Genomic DNA, 26957 nt, shown 5'->3' with positions numbered 1-26957 from the left:
TTACTTAAATGAAATTAACACACTTGTTTCTAATATATCATTAAACGGAACAGTTGTTTGAACCGCTACCGCCTTTTTCCCTTTTTCTTTTACCGATTCTTCAATCAGCAAATCATTTTCTGTAACTGATAGCAGTTTACCTTCTTTTTTTAAGCCATCTTTTAGCTTAACGCTTAAAGTACGACCTACATTTTTGCTGTATTGGCGAACAAGCTTTAAAGGCTCACCAACTCCCGGCGAAGAAACTTCCAGGTTATAAGCCTGTTCAATTGCATTTTCTTCTTCGAGATGAAAACCAACATGCCTGCTAATGGCCACACAATCCTGGATACTAATACCTTCGTCGCCATCAACATGGATAATTAATTTATTGTTTGGCAACATTTTCACATCAACCAGAAATAACTCCGGCCGATCTGCAATTTTTTCCTCTACGAGGGCTGCAACTCTCTTTTCTACCTGCATATTTTAACCTGATTTCATAGAAAAAGGGGACACTGTCCCCTTCTCTTTTCTTCGATTACGATGCAAATGTAGTAATTTTTTAGACAAAATCAAACACCTGCACCAATTATTATGCTGATTATTACCGCTTAAGTGTTTGTCGCTGTGCTTGTAAGTTCTGTTTTGCTGTTCCCGTGATCAAATTACCTACCGTGGCAAATTTTACGCCGATATAACTTTCTACCACATAGCTTTTACCTTTCACAAACGGGCTATCGGGATTAAAAACCAATGAATCGCCGGCAATGCTAATCTTTCCTGGTACTTCGAGTTCATCTTGTAAACTATCCAGCTCACCGGGTTTAAGCAATACTGTAACCATATTAACCGTATCAGCATTGGCTTTATAGGCATTTTTAACCTGCAAAAGACTGGCCTCATCAATATTTTTAATTATTATTGAGGTACTGTCGCCAGAAAACTGAATAATTGGCCTGTTGTTTGTATTTGAACAGGAAATTGCCAAAAGCACAACAATAAGCAAGGCTGAGTATTTAGAAAAGCATTTTAACATTCACAAAAATAAACAATTATGAGATTTATCATCGAAATCCTTTTAACAGGACTGGCCTTTTTTATCGGCGCCAGATTAGTACCGGGTGTACATATTGATGGCTATGGCAGTGCAATTATTGCTTCCATTTTAATTGCCCTGGCCAACGCTACCATTGGTTTTATATTAAGGCTGCTAACCTTTCCCATTAATTTCCTTACCCTGGGTTTGGTTTCATTTATCATCACCGTGTTAATGGTATTACTGGTTGATAATATGATGACTTCTTTTAGTACCTCAGGATTTATCTCTGCAGCCTTTCTGGCCATTATTGTAGCTTTATTGAAAGCGATTTTTAATGCTATTGCAGGAGAAAAGGAATAGTCCAGCTTTCAGTTGGCAGTTTCCAATTCAAACTGCCAACTGATAACTGCAAACTGTAAACTATCTGATTACCTCTCTTGAGATCACCATCTTCTGTATTTCAGATGTACCTTCGTAAATCTGGGTAATTTTCGCATCGCGCATTAAACGCTCTACATGGTATTCTTTTACAAAACCATAACCACCATGTATCTGCACGGCCTCTATGGTTACATCCATTGCCACTTTCGAAGCATACAATTTGGCCATCGATCCGGCCTGTGTATATGGAAGTCCCTGGCTTTTTAACCAGGCGGCTTTGTACACCAGTAAGCGTGCCGCCTCTATCTGCGTAGCCATATCGGCCAGTTTAAAGGCAATGGCCTGATGTTCTGCAATTGGTTTGCCGAAAGTTTTACGTTCTTTAGCATATTGCGTAGCCAGTTCAAAAGCCCCTTGTGCAATACCTAAAGCCTGGGCTGCAATACCGATACGCCCGCCTTCTAATGTTTTCATGGCAAACTTAAATCCGAATCCATCTTCACCAATCCGGTTTTCTTTAGGCACTTTAACGTCGTTAAACATTAGTGAGTGCGTATCAGAGCCCCTGATGCCCAGTTTATTTTCTTTTGGTCCAACGGTAAAACCTTCCATTCCCTTTTCAACAATAAAGGCATTTATCCCTTTATGCTTTAATTCAGGGTGCGTTTGTGCAATAACCAGATAAGTTGTTGCGGTACTGCCGTTGGTAATCCAGTTTTTGGTACCGTTAAGCAAATAATAATCGCCTTTATCTTCGGCTGTAGTGCGCTGCGAAGTGGCATCAGATCCAGCTTCGGGTTCAGACAAACAGAAAGCCCCGATTTGCTCGCCGGCAGCCAGGGGTTTCAAATATTTCTCCTTTTGCGCCTCACTTCCATAAGCCTCAAGGCCATAACATACCAGCGAGTTGTTTACGGATACGACAACAGAAGCAGAGGCATCTATTTTAGACAGCTCTTCCATTACCAAAACATAAGAAATAGCGTCTAAACCACTACCATTGTACTTCGGATCGACCATCATCCCCAGAAAGCCGAGTTCGCCTAATTGCTTAACCTGCTCGGCCGGAAATTTTTGATGTTCATCTCTTTCAATAACGCCTGGTTTTAGTTCATGCTGGGCAAAATCGCGCGCAGCCTGCTGTATCATGATCTGTTCTTCACTTAATTCAAAATGCATAACAATTATGTATAAAAGGTTAGTAAATCAAATGTATGATTTATAGATTAGAAATACTATGGCTGCATAGCATTTTATTTTCGGTTTGTCCGCTTCGTTAAGATCACAAATAAACTTAAGCTTCCCAGTATCAGAATTATTAACACTTGTGCCGAATGGATAATGGTAGCATAAGCCAATCCATCTTTAAACGAGACGCCATACAGCACAAGCGATTGTGCAACCATCCAATGGAAAACACCAATACCACCCTGAACCGGTGCAGCCATGGCAAAGCCCGAAAAAACAATAGCTGTAAATGCCGCCTGATATGGTAGCTGCGCAGTGGCCGAAATAGCCAAAAAAGCGAGATAAACCGACAAACAATAAAAGAACCAGATAGCAAATGTATAGGTTAGAAACAAGCCTTTTTGCTGCAGTTTACCATAAGAGCCAAAGCCTTCGCGCAGGTTTACAAACACCCGCAGCATCTTTTTACTAAGTTTTTGTTTGAGGTAATAGGCTCCAAGAAAGATTAAAAGCAAAGCAACCAGCCCAAAACTAGCCAGCCAGAAATAATTTAAAGTAGATAGCTTATTAACTACATTGAGGTAAATGGTATGGTAAAGAAAATCAGAAACGATATCATACTGAAAAACAAGCATGGCCAGTCCGGTACTAAAAAGCACCAGTACATCAAAAAGCCTTTCGGTAATTACGGTGCCTATGGCAGCAAACATCGGCACTTTTTCGGCCCTGTTAATTACCGAGCAGCGGCCAATTTCGCCAAAACGGGGTAAAGCCAGATTGGCCAGATACCCAATAATTACGGCGTGATAGGCATTCCAGAAACCAACTTGATAGTGAATAGAACGGTAAAGCATTTGCCAGCGTAATGCCCGCAACACATGGGCAATCCATACAGCTAAGCAAGAAGCGATTACCCAAAAGAAATCAGCTCCTTTTATTTCTTCCCAGATTTTTCCTAAATCCTGCCCCTTGAACGCTAAATATAAAACCCCCACTCCTATTAAAAACAGGATGAGATATTTTAGCGCTGTTTTAAGGTCAAGGGTCACAAAATTATTTTAGCAAATGATTGTTATCGTCAGGGAAAACCAATATCGGGTTATATTTTTTAGCTTCTTCTATGGGCAATGAGCCGTATGACATGATGATAAGAATATCGCCAAGCTGCGCCAAACGTGCTGTTGCACCGTTTAAACAGATGGTTCCGGTACCACGCTCGCCTTTTATAACATAAGTTTCGAAACGGGCACCATTATTATTATTTACAATCTGCACCTTTTCATTAGCAATAATGTTAGCTGCATCCATCAAATCTTCATCTATCGTAATACTGCCTACATAATTTAATTCGGCTTGTGTTACCCTAACACGGTGTATTTTCGATTTTAATATTGTGATAACCATTCGGCAAAGTTAGTAATCAGTTTGGAGTTTTGTGTCATCAGTTTGGAGTTTCAGGAAAGCTTAACTCAAAATCTTTACCTGATACTTTAATCCTGATACTACTTTATAATCATATTATCAATCAACCTGGTTGAACCTACTTTTGCGGCAACTAAAGCCACGAGGTTATCTTCTGCTTTGGTTTTAGCCGGTTCTAATGTATCGCCATTGGCAATGGTAAAATAATCGAGCGCTACACCATCAATCCCATCATACAATGCTTTTGCTTTGGTTTCGAGTTCGGCCAAGGTGTATTCGTCAAAATGATCAACCACAAACTGAAGCGATTTGCTCAACACGAGCGAGTGCTTGCGATCTTCAGGAGTTAGGTGGATATTCCGGCTACTCATGGCGAGACCATCATCCTCTCTGATAATGGGGCAGGTAATAATGGTAATGGGCAGGTTAAAATGGGCAAGCATATTTTTAATCATCAGTACCTGCTGAAAATCTTTCTGCCCGAACATGGCTACGTCAGGCTCAACGGCATCAAAAAGCTTTTTAACAATCTGGGTTACGCCCTGATAGTGTCCTTTCCTGAAAGCACCTTCCAGCAGAAATTCAGCATTACCTAAATCGATATGCCATTTTTCGTCGGCACCTGCCGGATACATCTCTTCTACATTGGGCATAAAAACGCCGTTGCAACCAGCATCCTGGAGCATGGCCAGATCGTGTTCAATTGGTCGCGGGTATTTTTCCAGATCCTTCGGATCGGTAAACTGTGTTGGGTTAACAAAAATGCTGCAGATAATGATATCGGCATTTTGCTGGGCCACTTTGATTAGTGATATATGGCCATTATGCAGCGCGCCCATGGTAGGCACGAGTGCTATTTTTTTGCCTGAAGCCTTTAAAGGTTTTAAGAATGCTTTAAGGGCTGCCTTTGTTTTAAATATTTCCAATTCGGACAATCTAAATTAAAGCCGTAAAGGTGTAAATTAATCTAAACGAAACCAAACAAATGCTTGCGATATTGATAAATAGTATTATTATGCTTACCTTTGCAGCTCATTATCTTTTATTTAACTTAATATTTTCTTAGAATATGGAGATGGCAAAAACGAAGCTGCTGATTGTTACACACGAGATGTCGCCTTTCCTCGAGCTTACTAAAATTTCTGAAATTACACGCCAATTACCTCAAGCAATGCAAGAAAAAGGATTCGAAATCCGCATCTTGATGCCTAAATTCGGTAACATTAATGAAAGAAGAAATCGTTTACACGAAGTAATCCGCTTATCGGGAATGAACATCATCATCGATGACAACGATAACCCGTTAATTATTAAAGTAGCTTCCATCCCAGCTGCGCGTATGCAGGTTTATTTCTTAGACAATGAAGAATATTTTCAACGCAAGCAAGTATTTAGAGATGCGAGCGGAAAATTCTTCGACGACAATGATGAGCGTACCATTTTCTTCTGTAAAGGTGCATTAGAAACGGTAAAAAAATTAGGCTGGGCTCCAGATATCGTTCACTGCCACGGCTGGATGAGCTCGTTGGTACCTGCTTACATTAAAACAACTTACAAAAACGACCCTACTTTTAAAAACTCGAAAGTAGTATATTCTATTTATGAGGATGGCTTTACTGAAAAACTAAACGATAAGTTCGCTAAAAAAGCAGTAATGGCCAACATGACAGAAGATGATACCAAAGCTTTCATTCCGGCAGATTGCAACAGCATGCATGTTGGTGCAGTAACGCATTCAGACGCAGTGGTTTTAGGCGACGAAAACCTGGATGCTGCTTTGTTAAAATTTGTTAAAGATTCAAATAAGCCAACATTAGCATTTAACTTAACCGAGAATTTTGAAAACTTCTATACTTTTTATGAAGAAATTTCAAATGATGAATTGGTTTCACTTGCTTAATTAGGTATTATTATTTTAAATATGAAATTTACAAAACAAGACTTATTAACCCTGTTGATAGGTCTTTTTCTTTTTGCATCGTGCAAAAACCCTGATGGTGTTGGTTTAGATGTTGACCCTGGCACGGCTATTACCGGTACCCTGGTAACCAGCGAGGTTAGATCGGAAACAATAGCCGAACCTGCTGCCAATACCCAAAACTTAACGCGCTATCCACTGGGATATATGGTTGATCCTGTTTTTGGCACCACCAAATCAAGTATAGCCATGACGGTTACACCAAAAGAATTAAGCTATGATTTTGGTACTTCGCCGGTTTTAGACTCTGCCGTTCTGGTTTTAAGAATTGACACTACTGCCAATAAATTTTATGGCGATACCATTTTATCTCAATACAGCGTTGATGTTTATCAGTTAACCAATAAGGTTACCACTTTTAAAAGTTCTGACGTTCAGGCGCACAATGCGCAATTATTGGGTAATGTAAAAAAGAAATTGTATCCAAACACGCCAATTAAAGTTACCAATGTTGTTATTGGTAAAGCCGATACTTTACAAACTGTAAAAGCACAAATCAGAATCCCATTAGATAAAGCGTTTATTCAATCGCAGATCCTGAGCTTACCTACTACAGGTACATCGACCAATGCGAAATTTATTGATTATTTTAAAGGCTTATATGCTGAGGTAAACAAAAATACTTCAACTGGTACCGGAGGTGTTGCGTTTATTAACCTGGGTAATTCTTACCTGCAACTGGTATACAAAAAAACCAGCTCAACAAGTGGAGTAGATACTGTCTCGGTTAACTTCCCTGTTTCTACTACAAGTGCTGCAGCTGCAACAATTGTACACGACTATACAGGTACAGCTGTTGATACACAATTGAAAAATCCGCCGGCAGCCGGCTCTTCTTCGCCTTATACCGTAACTTATACGCAAGGTTTGGCGGGCGTTAAAACAAAGCTCTCTTTTCCTCAGCTAGATGCGTTTACCAGTACATACGGTAAAGTTGTTGTAAATAAGGCTGAGCTAGTAGTTGATTTAAGCGCAGGAACATATACCTATCCGTTTACGCCAATTCAGCGCCTATCGCTATACCGTTGGGATATTGCAAACCAACCTACAACAACTCCTGATTACAGCACAACAAATACTGGAGTAATTGGCGGCTATTACGATTCGCTTAAAAACAGGTATATTTTTATTGTTACCAATTATGTACAAGGCCTGATTGATAAAACTATAGCAAAAGATTACGGTACTTTCATTGCACCAACTGGCTTAGATGCTTTCCAGGTAGTACCAACTGCTATTAACGCAGAAAGGTCGGTACTTGGCGCAACCACCAATACTACGAATAAGGTAAAACTAAATATTTACTATACTAAGATCAATTAATTAGTAATACCCTATAACAACAAAAAACGGCCATCTGATAGCAGATGGCCGTTTTTTGTTAATGAGATTATAGCTTAAAAAGGCAAGTCGCCGTTTTCATCCGATGGACTAATGGTAAACTCATCCTCAATTTTAGTTTCTGTGCTTGGAGTTGTATGTGCGGATATTGCCGGGCTTTGCTCAAAATCGCTCTTTCTGCCCAGCATGGTAAAGTTCTCGGCTACAATTTCGGTCACATATTTTTTAACCTTCTCTTTATCTTCAAAAGATCTTGTTCTTAGCTTGCCCTCAATATAAACCAGCTTACCCTTTTGCAGGTATTTAGATGCCACCTCTGCCAGTCCGCGCCACAGCACTATATTATGCCATTCGGTTTGCTCTACTCTTTTTCCGTCCTTGTTGTATGTTTCTGATGTAGCTAATGGAAAGCTGGCAACAGTTACGCCACCATCTAAATGCCGCACCTCAGGGTCTTTGCCTAAGTGGCCTACTAAAATAACTTTGTTAATCCCAGACATAAATATTTTTGGTTAGTTGTTTGTATAAAATGCGCACCGCTAAGCTGGTTAGTTACTCCATTTCATTTTTATAAAAGTATCCCTGAATAAAATCATGAATCACTTTTGGTTGCGGTAACTCATCTAACTTATTTAAAGAAACCCAATTAAGTTCCTTTTGTTTCTTAAAGTTAAATATATAATTTTTTAATGCAAAAAATTGCACATGGATAATTTGGTGTGTTAACAAGTGTTTTTTTGTTGAAATGAGTGTTACTTCAACTTCCTCACCAAAAACAGCTTTTACCTGTTCTAAAAAGCCAGCATCGTTAATTCCGATGCTTTCTGTTGTCTCCAGGCTCGGAAAATCGTATAAATGCTGCCATATATCGCCTGCCTGCCTTTCCTTAACCAAAACCTGATCATTTTCTGCACATACAAAATAATTAATGTACCGGTGTTTTTGTTTAATCTTACCGGTTTTTACAGGCAATACGTTAACCTTGTCGTGTTTAAAGGCATAACAACTTTGCACCAGTGGACAAACGGCACAATTCGGACTTTTGGGTTTACACTGCATGGCTCCAAATTCCATAATGGCCTGGTTATACAGCGCCGGATCGGCCCGGTAAAGCAATTCGTTAGCCAATGCATAAAACTCTTTTTTACCAGCTGGCGAGTTTATCGGTGTATCAATCCCATAATAACGCGAAAGTACCCTGAACACATTCCCATCAACTACAGCGCGGGCCTCACCTGATGAAAAAGAAGAGATTGCGGCAGCGGTATATTCTCCAATTCCTTTCAATTTTATCAGCTCATCGTGCAGGTTTGGGAAGATTCCGCGGTAATTATTTACCACATTCTGTGCCGTGGCATGCATATTTCTGCCACGCGAATAGTAGCCCAAGCCCTGCCAAAGCTTCAAAACTTTAGCTTCGGTGGCATTGGCAAAATCAGTCACAGTAGGAAAATTCTCTAAAAACTTGTTAAAGTATGGGAGTCCCTGCTCTACTCTTGTTTGTTGTAAGATAACCTCTGATAACCAGATGGTATAAGCATCGTTGGTGTGCCTCCAGGGCAAATCTCTCTTGTTTACCAGGTACCAATTGATGAGTTCATTTTGAAATGTCATTACTGCAAATTACGGCCAATTTATCCGATTAAAAAAAAAGTTGCATTACGCTGATAAGTCTGGAGATAAAAAAATCATCTTTTATTTCCCTATCTCATTAAAAAGCAATACTTTTGCAACCCCAAAACAGTAGTAATATTAAAACATAATAATATAATAAATAATAAAATATGACTAAGGCAGATATTATTTCAGAAATATCAACAAAAACCGGAATTGAGAAGGTTGATGTACAGGAAACAGTTGAGGCATTTTTCAAGGTTATCAAAACCAGCATGATTGGCGGTGAAAATGTATATGTTAGAGGCTTCGGAAGCTTTGTTGTTAAAAAGAGAGCGCAAAAAACTGCGAGAAACATCTCTAAAAACACTGCAATAATTATCCCAGAACACTTCGTTCCAAGCTTTAAACCAGCAAAAGTATTTGTTGATAAAGTAAAAAGTAATTCAAAAAAAATTAACGTAGAAGCCTAATTCTTAAGTCATATGAGTAGCAGCATCAGATCAAAACAAACCATTATTATTGGAGCGATTGTATTGCTTGTTGCATTCTTATTTACAAGAGACATTAAGGGTTTAGTTAAACCAACTGAAGAAAATGGTAAAATGCCTGCAAGTGGCCAAATGGCTGGCGCAGAAACACCGTCTGCTTCAATGGCGCTAAACATTGAGACTTCTTCTACAGCTGCTAAAAATGTCATCAATAAAAATTTAGCGACAGACATTACAGCTTTAGAGAACAGTTACAAAGGCGCAAAGGGTGCAGAAAAAGTAGCATTAGCAAAACAACTTGCCCAGAAATGGGATGATGTTGAGCAGATTACCCCATCAGCACTTTATTTAGAAATTGTTGCCCAGGGAGAACCATCATCAAAAACATGGTTAGCCGCAGGTAATCAGTTTATAAAAGCTTTTGAAAGTACACAAGATAGTTTGGCTCAACCTGCATTATTGCAGAAAGCCAACCTTTCTTACAAAAACGCATTAGAGAAAGACTCTACTAACATTGAAGCCAAAACGGGCTTAGGTGTAACGATAGTAAACGGCCTGGGTGCACCAATGCAAGGTATTGCCATGTTGCTTGAGGTTGTTGCTAAAGATCCTAAAAACGTTAAAGCGAATATGAATTTAGGTTTATTCTCTATAAAATCAGGTCAGTTTGACAAAGCTATTCCGCGTTTTAACACGGTTATTGCTGCTGCACCAACTCCTGAGGCCTACTTTTATTTAGGTACAGCGTTAGAAAACTTAGGCAGAAATAAAGAAGCGGTAGACGCCTATTTAGCAAGCAAAAAATTAGCGGCAAACCCAACCTTATCTTCATTCATTGATAAGAAAGTGGCTGAGCTAAAAAATAAAAATTAATTAACAGATTAATAAAAACATTTAAAACCTTAAAATTATGCCAAGCGGTAAAAAAAGAAAAAGACATAAAATGGCTACCCACAAACGTAAAAAACGTTTAAGAAAAAACAGACATAAGAAAAAATAGTTTCTTATTTTGATAAAGCCCCTTTAAACCTCATAGTTGAACACTGTGAGGTTTAAAGTATTTATACGATTTTTATTTCGTAGCGGAGTGGCTATATCAAATGTTTTCTTGTTTATTACTATCCATTTGTTAATAGGCGAAAGCCTTAAATCTGTAGCTGTTGGTAAAAGAATTAATTATCAATTCGACTCCTGCCGGAGTTACCATAGCGTTGATTGAAGACAAACAACTTGTTGAGCTTCACAAAGAACAAATCAATAATAACTACGCCGTAGGCGATATTTATTTAGGCCGCATTAAAAAAATTATGCCCGGCCTGAATGCTGCTTTCGTGGATGTTGGTTATGAAAAGGATGCATTTCTGCATTATTTTGATTTGGGCCCTCAGGTGCAATCTTTAATTAAGCTAACTAAGATCAAGCGTAATGGCTCGGTTACAGGCACATTATTAGATAATTTAAAGCTCGAAGCCGATATTAATAAGGCAGGCAAAATTTCTGATGTGCTGAGTAAAAACATGCTCCTGCCCGTACAAATTGCAAAAGAACCAATTTCTACCAAAGGACCGCGTTTAAGTTCCGACCTATCTATTGCCGGCAGGTATGTGGTACTGGTGCCATTCTCCAATACCATATCCGTATCAAAAAAAATTAAAAGTAATACCGAACGTAATCGTTTAAAGAAGATTATCGAAAGTATTAAGCCTCAAAATTTTGGGGTTATTATCAGAACCGTTTCTGAAGGCAGAGGGGTTGCCGAAATGCAAAAAGATCTTTTAGACCTGATTGCAAAATGGGAAAACTTCACTAAAAAAATGCCTTCAACCGAGCCCTCAAAAAGAGTTTGGGGAGAAATGGACAGATCATCGACATTAATACGCGATATTCTGAACCCTGATTTTACAAACGTTTACGTAAGTACACCAGAGCTGTACGATGATATCCGTTCTTATGTTCACGACATTTCTCCGGAAATGGAAAAAATTGTGAAACTGTACAAGCAAAAAGAACCGATCTTCGATCATTTTGGTGTTGAAAAGCAGATTAAAAATGCTTTCGGTAAAACCGTAAACTTACCCGGCGGTGCCTACCTGGTTGTAGAGCACACCGAAGCACTCCACGTTATAGACGTGAATAGTGGAAACCGTACTGCCAGTAAAGAAAACCAGGAGGAAAATGCTTTACAGGTAAACAAAGAGGCGGCTAAAGAAATTGCCCGTCAATTGCGCCTGCGCGATATGGGTGGTATTGTGGTAATCGATTTTATCGATATGCACAAACCAACAAACCGTAAATTACTATTCGATTATCTGCGCGAGCTGATGTTATTGGATAGGGCTAAACACACTATTTTGCCACCGAGCAAATTCGGTTTGGTACAGATTACCAGACAACGTGTACGTCCGGAAATGAACATTGTTACGGTAGAAAAATGTCCGGCCTGCGACGGGACCGGAGAAATTAAAGCGAGTATCGTTTTAATGGATGATATTGAAAACAACCTTAATTATATTTTAAGAGAGCAAAATGAAAAAGGTGTAACCCTTTGTGTTCACCCTTACATTGAAGCTTACATTACCAAAGGTATTTTCAACCTTCAGCGCCGCTGGTTCTTTAAATATGGACAGTGGATTAAGGTGAAGGCACAATCATCTTATTATTTAACTGAGTTTCACTTCATCTCCGCAAAGGATGAGGAGATTAAATTATAACTCAAAACATTTAACAGAAAGCCTGGATTTAAACCCCAGGCTTTTTTTGTTAGTAGGGATTTATCATCCCGTCTTCCGTAATGAGGATTTTTAATCCTCCCCGAGGGATCAGACTTTCGGCGTTACAAATCCGACCTAGGGGCTACAGTTCCATCGTACAAACCTCACAGGTTTGTGAAACCTGTGAGGTTTGATTAAATTCGTAGTCTAAATTTTAATCAATTGGCAAAATCAAAAACAGCATATTTCTGTCAGAGTTGTGGTTACGAATCGGCAAAGTGGATGGGCAAATGTCCTTCTTGCAACCAATGGAATACCTTTGTTGAAGAAATCGTAGAAAAAAATTCCACATCGGTACCTACCTGGAAAAACGACAATACCAGTCGCAAGTTAAGCAAACCCAGTAAGGTAGATGAAATTCAATCTTCAACCGAGGTTAGGATATTAACCGGTGATAAAGAGCTGGACCGCGTATTGGGAGGCGGATTGGTAGAAGGTTCGCTGGTTTTAATTGGCGGCGAACCCGGCATCGGTAAATCAACCTTAATGCTGCAACTTGCTCTAAACTTAAAAGGCAAAAAGTTACTTTACGTTTCTGGCGAAGAAAGCGAACAACAGATTAAAATGAGGGCCGAGCGGATTAAAGAAAGTCCATCGTCTGATTGTTATATCTTAACCGAAACGTCGACCCAGAATATTTTTAAGCAGATTGAAATCCTCGAACCGGAAATTTTGGTAGTAGATTCGATTCAAACCCTGCATTCAGCGCATATCGATTCAACACCAGGTAGTGTATCTCAGGTAAGGGAATGTACGGCCGAATTATTGCGTTTTGCAAAGGAAACAGGCGTACCAGTTTTTTTAATTGGCCATATTACCAAAGATGGAGCCATTGCAGGGCCGAAAATACTGGAGCACATGGTTGATACCGTTTTACAGTTTGAAGGCGACAGACATCATGTTTACCGCATTCTGCGCTCAATTAAAAACAGGTTTGGAGCCGCCGCTGAGCTGGGTATTTACGAAATGCAGGGAAGCGGGCTCAGGGAAGTTTCCAATCCATCAGAAATCTTACTCTCGCAACGTGATGAAGAATTAAGCGGAATAGCCATAGCTGCTACGCTTGAAGGTGCACGCCCCATGCTTATTGAAACACAGGCACTGGTTAGCACCGCAGCTTACGGCACCCCACAACGCTCGGCAACGGGTTTTGATACGAAAAGGATGAACATGCTCCTGGCAGTTTTGGAAAAACGTTGCGGTTTTAGATTAAGTACCCAGGATGTTTTCTTAAATATTGCAGGCGGAATAAGGGTTGAGGACCCTGCAATAGATTTGGCTGTGCTGATTGCCATTATCTCGTCCCATCAGGATATTTCCGTTTCCTCAAAAAACTGCTTTGCTGCTGAGGTTGGTTTATCAGGCGAAATCAGGGCGGTTAACCGGATAGAACAACGCATTGCCGAAGCCGATAAACTGGGCTTCGAAACGATTTATATTTCTAAGTATAATTTAAAAGGCATCGACATTTCTAAATATAATCTGGAGATTAAAGCAGTAAGTAAAATAGAAGAGGTTTTCGAAATGATATTTGGTTAAGCATTAAATGTGGGGAAATATTTCAACAACTTTCCCCAGATTGATGAATTAATTCCACGCCTCACTTTTGGACACAACTATGGCATAAACTTAAAAAATAACATAAAATACTGATAAACAACTAATTAAATCAAATAACAAATTAATACCTTAAAATGGAATAACGTTTGCCTTATGCTGTTCATTAGTTAATTGGTTAAACTCATCTTCAGGTTTATTAACTAAGTTCAAAATAGGGATGATTGGCCCCGCTATCAGTTGTAGCGGGGTTTTTTACTTTTTAGTTATTTAGATTTTTTTTAAATAACTTTGAAAAGATAATAACCGGAACTAAATTCATAAAAATGAAAAAAATTATTTTAAGCCTTAGCTTCTGCTTGTTTGGCGCTGTAGCATTTGCGCAAACAGCTTACACCGGACAGAAATTTGGAGAAGAAGTTAAACCAGGCGATGTTAAGCCAGCTGCTAAAATGGAAGCCGCAATGGGCGACAAAAAAACGGCTGAAATGAAAATAGAAGGGAAAGTCGTTGATGTATGCAAGAAAAAGGGCTGCTGGATGACTTTGGAAATGCCAAACGGCGATCCTATGCGCGTAACCTTTAAAGATTATGCCTTCTTTATGCCGAAAGATATTGTAGGTAAAAAAGTGGTTTTAGATGGTTTAGCAAAAAAACAAACCATTTCTGTTGAAACCTTACGCCACTATGCCGAAGACGCTAAAAAAACTCCTGAAGAAGTAGCTAAAATTACCGACCCTAAAAAAGAGCTCGCTTTTGAAGCTAAAGGGGTGGTGATATTAGACAAATAAGTCTGAGAACGGAATTCGGAGATCCGAAAACTAGCGTACAAAATAAAAATGCCCTCGTACAAATTGTATGAGGGCATTTTCTTTATAGCCTTACTAAATTACAAAACCCAGTTCCAGCCAAATGTATCAGGAGCTAAGCCGTAACGGATATCGTTTAACTTTTTAGCAATCCCGTTTGAAATGTGTCTGGTTGCAGGGTCGGTTAATTTATAAATCTGACCATTGTAACCCATTTCGCCTACATGCGTAACAGTAGCAGCAGTTCCCGCGGCAAAAGCCTCGGTTAACGAACCGTTTTCGATACCAGCGATTACCTCTTTAACAGACACCCGGCGCTCTTCAACTTCAACACCTGCTTCTTTAGCCAGTTTAATAATCGTATCTCGTGTAACGCCATCTAAAACTGTACTACGTACAGATGGAGTAATTAGCTTACCATCAATTACAAAAAGTAAATTGGCGGTTCCGGCTTCTTCAATAAACTCATGTGTTACCGAATCTGTCCAGATTAACTGATCGAAACCTTCTTTTTTAGCTTGCTCGAAAGGATACAATGAACGTGCGTAGTTACCTGCAGTTTTGGCAAAACCTACACCACCATCATCGGCACGGGTATATTCTGTTTCAATTTTAACTTTTAAAGCACTGCTGTAATAAGGGCCTGTTGGTGTAGTTAACAGTACAAATTTATAGCTATCAGAAGCTTTAACGCCTAAATAAGGATCCATTGCAAACATCACCGGACGGATATACAGCGCGTAATCTTCCTGAGATGGCACCCATTTCTCATCAACGTTGATTAATGCAGCCAAACCTTGCATAAAAATTTCTTCAGGAATAGTTGGCATCGACATCCTTGCAGCTGATTTATTAAAACGCTCAAAGTTTTTATCAGCACGGAAGACGCTAATTTTTCCGTCTGGCTGACGATAAGCCTTTAGTCCTTCAAAAATGGCTTGTCCGTAATGAAGGGCAGAAATTGCCGGGCTCATCGGAATAGGTCCATAAGGAAGAATCTGTAAATTTTTCCACTCACCGTTTTCGAAATCGGCGGTAAACATGTGATCGGTAAAAACCTTACCGAACGGTAATTGCGAAAAATCAGTAACAGTCAAACGTGTTTGATCTGCTTTGGTGATTTTTATATCCAATGTCTCGGTCATACTATTATTTTTTGGATAGACTGATTTTTGAATGATCGAATGGTATTTCTGAAACAGATTCGCTCATTTTAGCATTCATGAATTCAATCATTATTTTTTTGCGCAAATTAAGAAAAAACAAGCTTCTTTAATAGTTTTTTCTAATATTAATCTTTGTTTTTGAGTGTTTTAAGTACACTAAGCAACTTATTAGCTGACTCCCCACCTGCTCCATCACCGCCACTTAAGCCGCTAAAAATTTTGCAACCCACCGCTAAATTTTATACATTTGAAATCAGGGCGATGGGGTGCCGCCAAAACCGCCAAAACAGGCTGATGACTCCTACGATTTTATTAAAATTGAATTAAATGCCTGTTAAAAAATTAGGTGAGGGATTTGTTTTGTCTTTCAACCATTTCATCAAAAAAGATTTCGGTTTATTATTAACCAGCACCATTAAGTGGTTGCTTATTTCACTTGTTCTCGGCAGTATTATCGGCTCTGCATCTGCATTATTTCTGGCCAGTTTAAACTGGGCTACAAATTATCGCGAAGCGCATTTATGGATCATAGCATTTTTACCGCTAGCGGGCTTAATTATTGGTCTGGCTTACTATTATTGGGGAACCGAAGTGGTAAAAGGGAATAACCTTTTGATAGAAGAGCTGCAATCGCCTAAAAAGATTATCCCGCTAATAATGGCTCCCTTAATTTACGCGGGCACCATTATTACGCATTTGTTTGGTGGTTCTGCTGGCAGAGAAGGAACTGCTGTTCAAATTGGCGGAGCCTTTGCCGATCAGCTCACCAAAATATTTAAACTTAAACCCCGGGACCGGAAAATGATCCTCATTTGTGGAATCAGTGCCGGTTTCGCCTCGGTTTTTGGTACGCCTTTGGCCGGAGCAGTTTTCGGATTAGAGGTTTTTATAGTTGGCTCAGTGATGTACAATGCCATTTTACCTTCCTTTATTACCGCTGTAATTGCCGATTACGCCTGTAAAGCCTGGGGAGTTGGGCATACGCATTATACCATTGGCAGCATACCCGAAATGAACGCTATTAATTTATTGCTATCTCTTGGCGCCGGCATATTATTTGGGTTAACAGCCCGGTTATTCTCTGCCATGAACCATGGGATATCGAAACTTTTTAGCCGGGTTAGCTATCCTCCCCTACGCCCATTTATTGGTGGTTTTATTTTAATTGCGATTATCTACCTCATTGGCAATACCCGCTACATTGGCCTCGGTATTCCGGTTATATCAGAAGCTTTTACACAGCAGGAACCTTATTACACCTTTGCCATTAAATTATTTTTAACCGCACTAACACTCGGAGCTGGCTTTAAAGGTGGCGAAGTTACGCCTCTTTTCTTTATAGGCGCCACATTGGGTAGTTTTCTCAGCCTGTTTATTCCAATGCCTTACGGCTTGTTAGCCGGAATGGGCTTTGTAGCAGTTTTTGCGGGAGCGGCCAATACACCTCTGGCCTGTATTTTTATGGGCGTAGAGCTCTTCGGCACTTCATCCGGAATGTATATTGCCCTGGCTTGTGTTACGGCTTATTTATTTTCGGGCCATACCGGAATCTATAAATCTCAGGCTATTGGTGCACCAAAACATTTATTACTGAAAAGGCATCAGTTTTTGAACTAAACAAAGTATCGTCATCTCGACTGAAGCGCAGCGAAATGGAGAGATCTATCAAGACAGATTTCTCGACTGCGTTACCCCCGATAGCTATCGGGGCCACTCGAAATGACGATAACTCAAGTGGATTAATACAATACCCTGAACTTAATGGTATGTTCGATCTTTTTAAGTGATTTGAACAATTGTTTATCGTATTCGGTATTGATATCGGTAATGGCATAACCAATTTCGGGATTGGTCATTAAAAACTGACCTACAATATTAATATCGTGTTTGGCAAAAACCGTATTGATTTTAGCCATAATACCCGGAACGTTTTTGTGGATGTGAATTAAACGATGCGATTTATCAATTTTAGGCAACTGTAAATTCGGGAAATTACTGCTTAAATAAGTGGCACCGGTATTCATAAAATCGGTTACCCTTTTTGGGATAAAATCGAGGTTGCGCGGGTTGTTCTTCTGGTCGTCAAAAACCACAATCCCTTGTTTAGTGCATAAATCCAGGTCGATTTTATTTTTCGCATTACCTAAATAACCAATGGTTTTAAGTTTAACGGCATTTTTTAATTGCTCTTTGCTCAGTTTTTCGCCATCTGCCAAAAGGATAATGCCCACATCTTTAACGTATTTTTCTTCGAAAGTAGCTTTATGCCTGATAGACAAACCGTCATTTTTCAGAATCGAAATGGTTAAAGGATCTACATCGCCAATTACCAGGCAAAGAATCCGGTTTTTGGGATAAGAAATGGCACGTGGTAAATTATTTACATACAAAAACTCATCAAAACTCGGTGTAACGTGGTCGGCTTTTGCTACAATGCTTTCTCGGGAAATATTCTCGGTAAAAGCAAAAAATTTGTTGATTAAACCACTCTCACGCAGTTGAAAATCTGAATAACCATCGCCAATACCAAATAATTCACCTTCGAGTTTTAAATGCTGAAGCAACTTTACTTTTCCGCCTTCTTCACTTAAAGGGTTGGCATGGTCGTAATCGATAATTTTCCCGTCGCCGGTGGTTACAAAAGTATTGGCATAAATGTTTTCCTTTTTGATGTGATACTGGCTCACAACGGGTGTAATAAACTCTTTAAATCCGCCAGAAACGATTAAAACCTCGTCACTATGCTTTTTAAAGAAAGCCGCATTACGCGAAAAAGAGGTTGATACCTTCTTTTTTAAATGTTTAATCAACTGTTTCAGATGATCTTCATTGGCTTCTAAAAGTTTAACACGCTGGGCTAAACTTTCAGAGAAAGACAGCTTGCCTTCCATGGCAAAATTGGTGTAGTCTTCAATTTTTTGAAAAATGGCCTCTTTGTCTGGGTGGTTCTTTAAAGAGATCCTCGCGAGTTCATCAAGTGCTTCTACCTGCGTAAAAGTACTATCGAAATCGATAATGTAATAAGCTTTTTGTTTGGGCATTATTTTAAGTGTTGGGTAATTTCCTGTATGCTTTGCGCTACCGGTTTAAACGTAATACCAGTTTCCGCTATAATCTTATTATTGCTGTAATAACTTAATGTTACACTGCTTTTGGCCGTGTCTTTAGTGATTGAAGGCTGCTTGCCGGTAAAAAGAGAAACCAGTTTGAGTGCCCGCCAGGCCAATCCCAGCATCCAGGGTTTAGCTTCTTTGGTAGGTGCTTTAACCGAAAAACCTTTGGCTATATCGGTAAAAAGATCTTTGTAGTGATAATCATCAGCCGAAATAATATAACGTTCGCCAGAAACTTCGGCATCCATCAATAAAATCATCGCTTTGGCAACATCTTCCACATCAACAAAACCCGAAGCACCATCGGTATAAAAAGCAAAACCATCTTTTACCAGTTTGAAAATAGCGCCGCTTCCTTCGAAACCTGCGTTTTTACCAATAATAACAGAAGGATTAACGATTACAGCATCAAGCCCTTCGGTAATGCCCCGCCAAACTTCCATTTCGCCTTCGTATTTAGACAGGCCATAGGCATGCGCCTGAGCGTCGTATTCCCAAAAATCCTTTTCGGTTATTTTGCTGTTTTTCTTGGCATTGCCCAGCGCCGCAATGGAGCTTACATGCAACAAGCGACAGTTATTTTCGGCACAAAGGTTTACAATATTTGAAGTGCCATCAATATTGACATGAAAAAGCTGCTTCTTATGCTTTGAATTTAAAGAGACAAATGCAGCACAGTGGTAAACCTGGGTAACCCCGATAAAGGCATCCTCGAGTGCTGCAGTTTCATTAATATCAGCCTCAAACCACTCGATTAACGGATTATTGCTAATTAAAGCCGGTATTTTAGATTGCGCCCGCTTTAATGCCCGAACAGGTAAACCTTTATTGGTTAATTGCTTAATCAGTTCCGATCCTAAAAATCCCGTGCCTCCGGTTACCAGTATCATTTTATTTTTTTCGAGCTATATGTGGAAATACGCATTCAAAAATAGATATTTGAGCCGAGAGTTTTAAATATATGTCATTAACGGATTTCTTTTCGCCCATAAACGCCGATAGTTTTACACCAAAACAAGGATTTTTTACAAGTCAGTTGGGTTTAAAAGCGCAAATTTATACCGAATCGTTCCCCGATTTTGAGGAGAACACCTACGATTTAGCCATTTTTGGCGTGCTCGATGGTCGTGGCGCGGTAAACAACGAAGGTACTGCCCTCGCTCCCGATTATTTCAGGGAGAAATTTTATCGCTTAAACGAAGGAGCTTTTACCAGCCGCATTGTTGATTTAGGCAATATTAAACATGGCGCAACCATTGCCGATACTTACATCGCAATCAAAATGGTGGTTGCTGAACTGATTAAAATGAATATCATTCCGATCATCATCGGTGGTGGACAGGATTTAACCTATGCGCAATATTTAGGCTACGAAGATCTTGAACAAAAGGTAGACCTGGTTATTATCGACAATCAGTTTGACATTGGCGATGATGATACTGAGGGCATTGCCACCCGTTCTGACTGTTACTTAAACAAAATCTTTTTGCATCAGCCTAACTACCTCTTCAACTTTAGCAATGTGGGTTACCAAACCTATTTTGTAAATCAGGAGAGCTTGAGTGTAATGGATAAACTTTATTTTGATGTACACCGCCTGGGCGAATTTGCGCAGGATATTACCTTAACGGAACCGATTATACGCAATGCAAACATGATCAGTTTTGATATGGGTGCGATCCGGTCGGCCGATGCTGCAGCAAATGCCAACACTACCCCAAATGGTTTTGATGGCGAAGAAGCCTGCAGGCTGGCGCGCTATGCGGGTATGAACGATAAATTAACCTCAATTGGTTTTTACGAATTTAATCCTGCTTACGACAACAACGGACAAACTGCTTTTTTACTGGCTCAAATGGTTTGGTATTTTGTTGATGGGTTTTATGCCCGCAAAAAAGATTTTCCGCTTACGCCAAAATCGCAGTTTATTATTTACCGTACGAGTTTGAAAGATGGCTCGGGCGAAATGACCTTTGTTAAAAGTAAAAAATCAGATCGCTGGTGGATGCAGGTGCCTTATCCATCGGGCCAATCTAAAAATGAACGCTACCATTTAGTGCCTTGCCGGTATGATGATTACCAAACTGCGGTTAATGGTGAAATGCCCGATTTGTGGTGGCGTACGTATCAGAAATTAAACTAATTGGCTTTTCCTGAAATTAGCTAATATAATTTTACACAGCCCATTACATTTTAGGCCTACATATAGCTATATTTGAAAAACGATTAACTGACCACATGAAAAAATTAGTATTATCTGCTATGGCTTTATTGCCCCTGGCAGCATTGGCTCAAAAGCCATTTACCATCGAAGGGAATATTAAAGGCCTGAAAGCCGGAGATAAAATTTACCTGGTTTACCGCGCTGGCGACAAATCTGTTACCGACTCTACCACAGTAGCCAACGGAACTTTCGCCTTTAAAGGCACATTAACAGAACCTTCTGCGGGTAACTTATTCCTCAATAAAAATCCATTTGTCAATCGTCCAGCCAAAGGTGAAGTATTGGATTTTACCCCTTTCTTTGTTGAACCAGGAACCATTAAGCTAACCGGTACCGATTCGATTAAAACAGCCGCCATTACCGGTTCGGTAATTAACGACGACAATAAAAAATTAAAAGCCTTAACCAAATCAGTTGATGATGAGATTAACGCAATTAATACAGGATATGCGAAGCTTACGCCTGAGCAACAAAAAGATCCAAAAAACAGAGAGGAAGCCATGAGCCGTTATGAGAAAGCTACTGCGGCTTTAACACCAATCTTACTATCTTATGCAAACAATAACCCAAAATCGTATATCAGCTTAACCGCACTTAGCCAGCTGGCTTCAGATCCTGACCAGGTTCAGGCAGCGGAAAAAGCTTTTACAGGTTTATCTGCCGATTTAAAAGCTACAACAACCGGTAAAAGAATTGCCGGTATTTTTGAAGCAGGCAGAAAAACAGCTATTGGTGCAACAGCTATGGATTTTACCCAAAACGATGCTGACGGTAAACCGGTAAAACTATCTGATTTTAAAGGTAAATACGTATTGGTTGATTTTTGGGCTTCATGGTGCGGTCCTTGCCGTCAGGAAAACCCGAATGTAGTAGTAGCTTACAATAAATTTAAAGATAAAGGCTTTACCGTATTGGGCGTTTCTTTAGATGGCGGAAACACCAGAACCACTAAAGAAGCCTGGTTAAAAGCAGTAGAAGCTGATCAGTTAACCTGGACACATGTATCTGACTTAAAAGGATGGAGCAACGAAGTGGCTAAAATGTACGGTATCCAATCTATCCCGGCTAACTTTTTAATTGATCCGAATGGAAAAATTGTTGCTAAAGGATTAAGAGAGCAGGCATTACAGGATAAACTTCAGGAATTACTGGGAAATAAATCGAAGTAATGCTTCATTTGTTAAATCAGCTTCCGGCAGGCACATTTTTGTGTAGACCAGAAGTATAAAAGATAAAGCCCCAACCGGATGAAGGTTGGGGCTATTTTTTTGAGTGTGACGGCAGCAGCATTAAAACTGTGCCTGGCCTATGGCTGCTTCGCCGAACGGGAGAGACTGCTGCCGGTAACAATTTTATTGTCCTCTTGCCTCAGGTACGTTTTTCGGGTAATCCCTACAATATTGCCCCTGGTATCGCGGTTAATATACAAACGGGCGGCATTGGCGCCCCATTCCGGAAGCAGGTCTTTAATTACCAAAACATCAGGTTTTATCTCCTGCATCTGGTAATAATTAGTGGTTTTATTCTTTTCGGCAATACCATACCACAACAAACCATCTTTTTTACGGATAGATATTTTTTCGGAATATTGGAAAGGCAGCCGATTGTAGCGGGCCCAATCAATAGGCTTGGTGTCACCTATTAAAAAATCTTCTAATCGCCAGGTAAGCATTTCCTTTCTTTGTTCATCCTTTTCATTTTTTAAAAGATCCTGTATAATGATTTTCCGGGTACGGAGCCAGGCATCCTGCTTGCCTGTAGCAGTATCAGGAATTACACCATCTCCTTCCCAACCTTTTGTAGTATGTGGTGCTACAATCATTTTTACGGGTAAAAAAAGCATAAGGTTGCATTGCAGCGGAACATAGCTGCCTGCTATGCCAGCGCCGGCAGTGGTATCGCCAATAACAACGCCCCGTTTCAGCCGCTGCATGGCAAATGCAAAACCTTCGGCAGCAGAACCGGTATTGCGGCCGGTTAGTATATACAGTTTTGCATCGGGTGCAGTTTTGCCTGGTACAAAAGGCAAAGTCCATTCCTGCTCGTCCTGGCTTTTATCCTTATGAAACCCATACAGGTAATATTGCTCATTGCCTGTAGCATAAAAATAAGATGCCAGATAGCGCCCCATAGCGCCCGAACCGCCTCCGTTGCGGCGAATGTCGATAATGATGTGCTTGCTACCGGTAGCCAGGTTCATGGCAGCGGTTGCAGCAGCAAAGGCTTCGGGCACAGCATGCCAGGGCCCCGGTACGCTTATGTAAGCAGTAGAAAGAAAATGATCTATTTCTACTTTATCGAAACCGTAATTACCCTCGTAAGCCGGCTCTTCAGTCGGCTGCTTATCTGGTGATGCCGAAGCTGGCGTTATAGCTGCTCTGTAAGCCAGGCTATCTCTTATAATATTCAGGTGCCTGTCCTTATGCACGGCATTAAGGTCGGTGGTTAGCTGCTTAGCCAGTTGCTCTTCCAAAAGGTTGTGGTACGCCCCTTCTTGCAGGCGGGCCAGCAACTTTTGCTTATAGCGGGCCGAGATTTCGGGAAAAGGATAGTGCGCTTCCAATTGGTCCGACAAGCGGTGTACAATAGTGTCTACATACTGTTTGGTTACTGTTTGCGCAGACAGTAGCAAGGTATTGGCGAGCATAAATACGCAAAAGAGCATTAGGCCTTTACCTTTCTTAATTTCAGGATTAGTCATGATAACACATTTATTTTAGGATTTAAGATAAGCATACAATCTCTTTTTTTATTTCTTTATCAAATCGGGGTGACTTTAGTCAGAAAATGTTCTCAGTATGGAAAAATAACATCGGTAAATGGGCTTTTCAGGCGCTTTTTGCATCTGCTTGTTCTTCGATACTGCACTGAGCACGGTTATTTTGCAACTGGCTAAAAAGCCGTTCAGTACGATTGCCGCATAATTTCTTAACCAATTTTAATTCAATTAAATAACAAAATTACTATCTAACGCCTCAAATGCAACTAAATTGCCTTATCTGTTTTTACAGAAATTTAAAAGATGATTTTTTTGCCACAAAAATGTGAAGATTGAGCAACGAAATAGCCTAAGTGTATGGCATTCAACTATCCCGCTAACTTTTTGATCGATCCGAATGGCAAAATTGTAGCTGCAGGATTAAGAACAGGCATTTCAGGCTAAACTTCAGGAGTTACCGGGAAATAAATCGAAGTAAAGATTATTTGTATCAGAGGTGCTGAAATAAATCCGATAGCTATCGGATCAGCATGACGTAAAATAAAGAAATAAACCCGCAGATAAATTAAAATCTGCGGGTTTATTTTTATATACACCAAAAATATTGGGCTTTCTTTATAGAAAAGACCCTAAATTCAGGGTGACGATCACTAAACTAAATCAAAGCCAATATCTTCTCTGAAATATTTTCCATCAAAGTAAATTCTTCCGGCATCGGCTGTGGCCGATTGTAATGCGGTAAACAAATCTTTTTGCAAGCTGGTAATGGCAATTACGCGGCCGCCATTGGTTTTAACCACATCGTTTTCTAAAAGCGTTCCGGCATGGAAAGCGTTAGAGTGACGCAAATTTTCGATACCGGTAATGGCTTTACCTTTTAAGTATTCGCCCGGATACCCACCAGCAACAATCATTACAGTAGCAGCCGTTTGCTCAGAAATAACCAGATTAACCTGATTTAACTGTTTGTTAGCACTGGCCATAAATAATTCTACCAAATCATTTTCAATACGTGGAATAACACTTTCTGTTTCCGGATCGCCCATACGTGCGTTGTATTCGATTACATAAGGATCTTCGCCAACTTTGATTAAACCAAAGAAAATAAAGCCTGTATAATCGATATTATCTTTTTTCAAGCCCTCTACTGTTGGCTTAATAATGCGTTCTTCTACTTTGGCCAAAAATTCTGGTGTTGCGAAGGGAACCGGAGAAACCGAGCCCATACCGCCAGTATTTAAACCGGTATCGCCCTGACCAATTCTTTTGTAATCTTTCGCTGATGGAAGGGTGATGTAATTTTCGCCATCGGTTAAAATGAATACAGAAAGCTCAATTCCGCTTAAAAATTCTTCGATCACAACCGTTGCCCCTGCTGCACCAAATTTACCGCCCAGCATCAGTTTCAATTCTTCCTGTGCCTCAACGGTTTCGGTACAGATTAATACACCTTTACCTGCAGCTAATCCATCGGCCTTTAAAACAACCGGCAAAGCATGATTTTGCAAATAAGCCAAACCATCTTCTAAGGTTTCGGGGGTGAAAGATTTTGATGCCGCGGTTGGAATACCATGGCGCTCCATAAACTGTTTAGAAAAATCTTTACTTCCCTCTAAAATTGCACCTTCTTTTTTCGGTCCGATAACGGGAATGTGCACAAGCGCCTGATCGGCAAGGAAAAAATCGTGAATACCATTTACCAAAGGTTCTTCGGGGCCTACCACAACCAGTTCAATCTTTTCGGCAAGAACTACTTTTTTAATGGCATCAAAATCGTTTACATTGATGTTGATATTGGTACCATAAGCACCTGTACCACCGTTTCCTGGCGCAATAATTAATTTATCGCAGTGCGAAGACTGGCTCATTTTCCAGGCAAATGCACTTTCTCTGCCGCCTGAACCTAAAAGTAAGATATTCATATAGGGCAAAGATAGGATTTTGTTGGAATTTTGAATGTTCAAAAAGCAGTTGAAAGGTTGCAGGTTAGAATGTTGGCAGGAATCTTAAAACATGCTAAGGTTGGAAAGTTACAAGGTTAAAAAGTTGTAATGTTGGGGTTAAACTTTAAAACATTCCAACTTTTAAACATTACAATAATTACTTAGCTTCCCTTAGCGTTTCTGGTCATTTGCTCGAGCATATCCCACATTTCGTTCGGGATGGCTTCTAAACCATTCATCTGCCCTGCCCCTTGCAGCCATTCACCGCCATCAATGGTAATTACTTCGCCATTAATATAGCCTGAAAAATCGCTCACCAGAAAGGCAGCCAGATTGGCCAGTTCCTGATGATCGCCTACCCTTTTTAGCGGCACACGGTTTTTAAAATCGAATTTTTTAGCCAAATCGCCGGGCAACAAACGCTCCCAGGCACCTTTGGTTGGGAATGGTCCGGGGGCAATGGCGTTGGTACGGATACCGTACTTGCCCCACTCTACCGCTAACGAACGGGTTAAAGCTAAAACCCCACCCTTTGCACAGGCCGATGGCACCACATAGGCCGAGCCTGTAAAAGCATAGGTGGTAACAATATTCAGCACTGTAGCGGGTTGGTTTGCGGCAATCCAATGTTTGCCAAAGGTAAGCGTACAGTTAACTGTTCCTTTTAAAACAATATCGATAATGGAAGAAAAGGCATTGGCCGACAAGCGTTCGGTAGGTGAAATAAAATTACCCGCAGCATTGTTTAGCAACACATCAACCGAACCAAATCTTTCGATTGTTTTGGCCAGTACATTCTCTACCTGAGCAATCTCCCGAACATCGCAAGCTACTGCCAATACTTTGCCTCCTGTTTTCTCCTCCATCTCATCGGCTGTTTTTTGCAACACCTCCTGTTTACGACTGGTGATGACCAAATTAGCCCCTAATTTTAGGAAATAAACGCCCATGGCTTTACCAAGCCCTGTACCGCCACCGGTAATTACAATGGTTTTACCTTTTAAAGCGTCGTCTCTAAGCATGGGTGAATTATAACTGAACATAAGCTATGTGGGTTAATTGGTTAAATCGGTTAATTGTTGAAACTGGTTAATTTCTGAGGAGGTTAAATTGTTTTATTGTTCAATTGTTGATATTTGGTTAACTGTTCGAATTGGTTAATCGGTTAATTGTTCTTGAAAACTGCTAATTGTGAACTGTCAACCGTAAACTGATAACT

25 protein-coding genes and 1 riboswitch are annotated in these 26957 nt (G+C 40.1%); of the genes, 11 read left to right on the top strand and 14 right to left on the bottom strand.

The window, feature by feature from the left end; translation table 11 throughout:
- Both rimP and OC25_RS14270 read right to left on the bottom strand, forming a co-directional pair.
- Entirely contained in the window at positions 1-465 is a 465-nt protein-coding gene (gene rimP / locus OC25_RS14275) for a ribosome assembly cofactor RimP (RefSeq protein WP_039477203.1), read from the bottom strand.
- A gap of 121 nt (positions 466-586) precedes the next feature.
- Positions 587-1018, bottom strand: a complete 432-nt coding sequence (locus OC25_RS14270; RefSeq protein WP_039477201.1) for a hypothetical protein — start codon at positions 1016-1018, stop codon at positions 587-589.
- An 18-nt stretch (positions 1019-1036) separates the two neighbouring features.
- Between OC25_RS14270 and OC25_RS14265 the strand changes: the two genes are divergently transcribed.
- Positions 1037-1381 carry a phage holin family protein gene (locus tag OC25_RS14265; RefSeq protein ID WP_039477199.1) on the top strand — a complete coding sequence of 115 codons (345 nt, stop codon included), beginning with the start codon at positions 1037-1039 and terminating at the stop codon, positions 1379-1381.
- Between the two features lie 60 nt (positions 1382-1441).
- On the opposite strand, the gene OC25_RS14260 is transcribed toward OC25_RS14265, so the two are convergent.
- The 4 genes from OC25_RS14260 to panC all read right to left on the bottom strand — a co-directional run bounded on the left by OC25_RS14260 (position 1442) and on the right by panC (position 4938).
- Positions 1442-2581 carry an acyl-CoA dehydrogenase gene (locus OC25_RS14260; RefSeq protein ID WP_039477197.1) on the bottom strand — a complete coding sequence of 380 codons (1140 nt, stop codon included), beginning with the start codon at positions 2579-2581 and terminating at the stop codon, positions 1442-1444.
- 74 nt (positions 2582-2655) lie between these two features.
- Positions 2656-3639, bottom strand: coding sequence for a lysylphosphatidylglycerol synthase transmembrane domain-containing protein (locus tag OC25_RS14255; protein WP_039477195.1), 984 nt, complete (start codon positions 3637-3639; stop codon positions 2656-2658).
- Positions 3640-3643: 4 nt separating this feature from the next.
- Positions 3644-3994: an aspartate 1-decarboxylase gene (gene panD, locus OC25_RS14250; protein WP_029274491.1), complete on the bottom strand. Its 351-nt coding sequence runs from the start codon at positions 3992-3994 to the stop codon at positions 3644-3646.
- A 98-nt stretch (positions 3995-4092) separates the two neighbouring features.
- Entirely contained in the window at positions 4093-4938 is an 846-nt protein-coding gene (gene panC / locus OC25_RS14245; protein WP_039477272.1) for a pantoate--beta-alanine ligase, read from the bottom strand.
- A gap of 149 nt (positions 4939-5087) precedes the next feature.
- Between panC and OC25_RS14240 the strand changes: the two genes are divergently transcribed.
- Together OC25_RS14240 and OC25_RS14235 are read left to right on the top strand one after the other, a co-directional pair.
- Positions 5088-5912 (top strand): glycogen/starch synthase, encoded by an 825-nt coding sequence (locus OC25_RS14240; RefSeq protein WP_039477271.1) that lies wholly within the window; start codon positions 5088-5090, stop codon positions 5910-5912.
- Between the two features lie 21 nt (positions 5913-5933).
- Positions 5934-7313, top strand: a complete 1380-nt coding sequence (locus OC25_RS14235) for a DUF4270 domain-containing protein (protein ID WP_039477193.1) — start codon at positions 5934-5936, stop codon at positions 7311-7313.
- A 74-nt stretch (positions 7314-7387) separates the two neighbouring features.
- Here OC25_RS14235 and OC25_RS14230 read toward each other — a convergent pair whose 3' ends face one another.
- Positions 7388-7831 (bottom strand): single-stranded DNA-binding protein, encoded by a 444-nt coding sequence (locus tag OC25_RS14230; RefSeq protein ID WP_039477192.1) that lies wholly within the window; start codon positions 7829-7831, stop codon positions 7388-7390.
- Between the two features lie 52 nt (positions 7832-7883).
- Positions 7884-8945 (bottom strand): A/G-specific adenine glycosylase, encoded by a 1062-nt coding sequence (mutY, locus tag OC25_RS14225; RefSeq protein WP_039477184.1) that lies wholly within the window; start codon positions 8943-8945, stop codon positions 7884-7886.
- A 170-nt stretch (positions 8946-9115) separates the two neighbouring features.
- Between mutY and OC25_RS14220 the strand changes: the two genes are divergently transcribed.
- The 5 genes from OC25_RS14220 (at position 9116) to OC25_RS14200 (ending at position 14555) form a co-directional block, all read left to right on the top strand.
- Positions 9116-9418, top strand: coding sequence for an HU family DNA-binding protein (locus tag OC25_RS14220; RefSeq protein WP_025143406.1), 303 nt, complete (start codon positions 9116-9118; stop codon positions 9416-9418).
- 12 nt (positions 9419-9430) lie between these two features.
- Positions 9431-10309 carry a tetratricopeptide repeat protein gene (locus tag OC25_RS14215; RefSeq protein WP_039477171.1) on the top strand — a complete coding sequence of 293 codons (879 nt, stop codon included), beginning with the start codon at positions 9431-9433 and terminating at the stop codon, positions 10307-10309.
- A 287-nt stretch (positions 10310-10596) separates the two neighbouring features.
- Complete coding sequence (locus OC25_RS14210; protein WP_039477170.1) at positions 10597-12147, top strand: Rne/Rng family ribonuclease; 1551 nt, start codon at positions 10597-10599, stop codon at positions 12145-12147.
- Positions 12148-12369: 222 nt separating this feature from the next.
- Positions 12370-13746, top strand: coding sequence for a DNA repair protein RadA (gene radA / locus OC25_RS14205; protein WP_039477166.1), 1377 nt, complete (start codon positions 12370-12372; stop codon positions 13744-13746).
- Positions 13747-14090: 344 nt separating this feature from the next.
- Positions 14091-14555, top strand: coding sequence for a DUF4920 domain-containing protein (locus tag OC25_RS14200; RefSeq protein WP_039477164.1), 465 nt, complete (start codon positions 14091-14093; stop codon positions 14553-14555).
- A 98-nt stretch (positions 14556-14653) separates the two neighbouring features.
- On the opposite strand, the gene OC25_RS14195 is transcribed toward OC25_RS14200, so the two are convergent.
- The gene (locus OC25_RS14195; protein WP_039477162.1) at positions 14654-15718 is read right to left on the bottom strand and encodes a branched-chain amino acid aminotransferase; all 1065 of its coding nucleotides are present in this window, start codon (positions 15716-15718) and stop codon (positions 14654-14656) included.
- A gap of 269 nt (positions 15719-15987) precedes the next feature.
- A riboswitch (Fluoride riboswitch) is annotated at positions 15988-16050 on the top strand.
- Positions 16051-16066: 16 nt separating this feature from the next.
- On the opposite strand from OC25_RS14195, the gene OC25_RS14190 reads away from it, so the two are divergent.
- The gene (locus tag OC25_RS14190; protein WP_082018604.1) at positions 16067-17356 is read left to right on the top strand and encodes a voltage-gated chloride channel family protein; all 1290 of its coding nucleotides are present in this window, start codon (positions 16067-16069) and stop codon (positions 17354-17356) included.
- Positions 17357-17478: 122 nt separating this feature from the next.
- On the opposite strand, the gene OC25_RS14185 is transcribed toward OC25_RS14190, so the two are convergent.
- Positions 17479-18780, bottom strand: a complete 1302-nt coding sequence (locus tag OC25_RS14185) for an HAD-IB family phosphatase (RefSeq protein WP_039477160.1) — start codon at positions 18778-18780, stop codon at positions 17479-17481.
- Entirely contained in the window at positions 18780-19742 is a 963-nt protein-coding gene (locus OC25_RS14180) for an NAD-dependent epimerase/dehydratase family protein (RefSeq protein ID WP_039477157.1), read from the bottom strand. Before OC25_RS14180 ends, OC25_RS14185 begins: the two co-directional genes overlap by 1 nt.
- 71 nt (positions 19743-19813) lie before the next feature.
- Here OC25_RS14180 and OC25_RS14175 point away from each other — a divergent pair, with 71 nt between their 5' ends.
- Positions 19814-20995, top strand: coding sequence for a formimidoylglutamase (locus OC25_RS14175; protein ID WP_039477155.1), 1182 nt, complete (start codon positions 19814-19816; stop codon positions 20993-20995).
- 95 nt (positions 20996-21090) lie between these two features.
- On the top strand, positions 21091-22245 hold the full coding sequence (locus OC25_RS14170; protein ID WP_039477154.1) for a TlpA disulfide reductase family protein: 1155 nt from the start codon (positions 21091-21093) through the stop codon (positions 22243-22245).
- Positions 22246-22382: 137 nt separating this feature from the next.
- Here OC25_RS14170 and OC25_RS14165 read toward each other — a convergent pair whose 3' ends face one another.
- From OC25_RS14165 to OC25_RS14155, 3 genes are all read right to left on the bottom strand, one after another.
- On the bottom strand, positions 22383-23777 hold the full coding sequence (locus OC25_RS14165) for a S41 family peptidase (protein WP_082018603.1): 1395 nt from the start codon (positions 23775-23777) through the stop codon (positions 22383-22385).
- Between the two features lie 668 nt (positions 23778-24445).
- Positions 24446-25717 carry a phosphoribosylamine--glycine ligase gene (gene purD, locus OC25_RS14160; RefSeq protein ID WP_039477152.1) on the bottom strand — a complete coding sequence of 424 codons (1272 nt, stop codon included), beginning with the start codon at positions 25715-25717 and terminating at the stop codon, positions 24446-24448.
- A 182-nt stretch (positions 25718-25899) separates the two neighbouring features.
- On the bottom strand, positions 25900-26781 hold the full coding sequence (locus OC25_RS14155; RefSeq protein WP_039477150.1) for an SDR family oxidoreductase: 882 nt from the start codon (positions 26779-26781) through the stop codon (positions 25900-25902).
- Between the last annotated feature and the right edge of the window lie 176 nt (positions 26782-26957).

This window comes from Pedobacter kyungheensis (genome assembly GCF_000812965.1).
Taxonomy (GTDB): Bacteria; Bacteroidota; Bacteroidia; order Sphingobacteriales; family Sphingobacteriaceae; genus Pedobacter; species Pedobacter kyungheensis.
The sequence above is the reverse complement of the archived record's forward strand: the minus strand, read 5'-3'. Positions and strand labels throughout refer to the sequence as shown.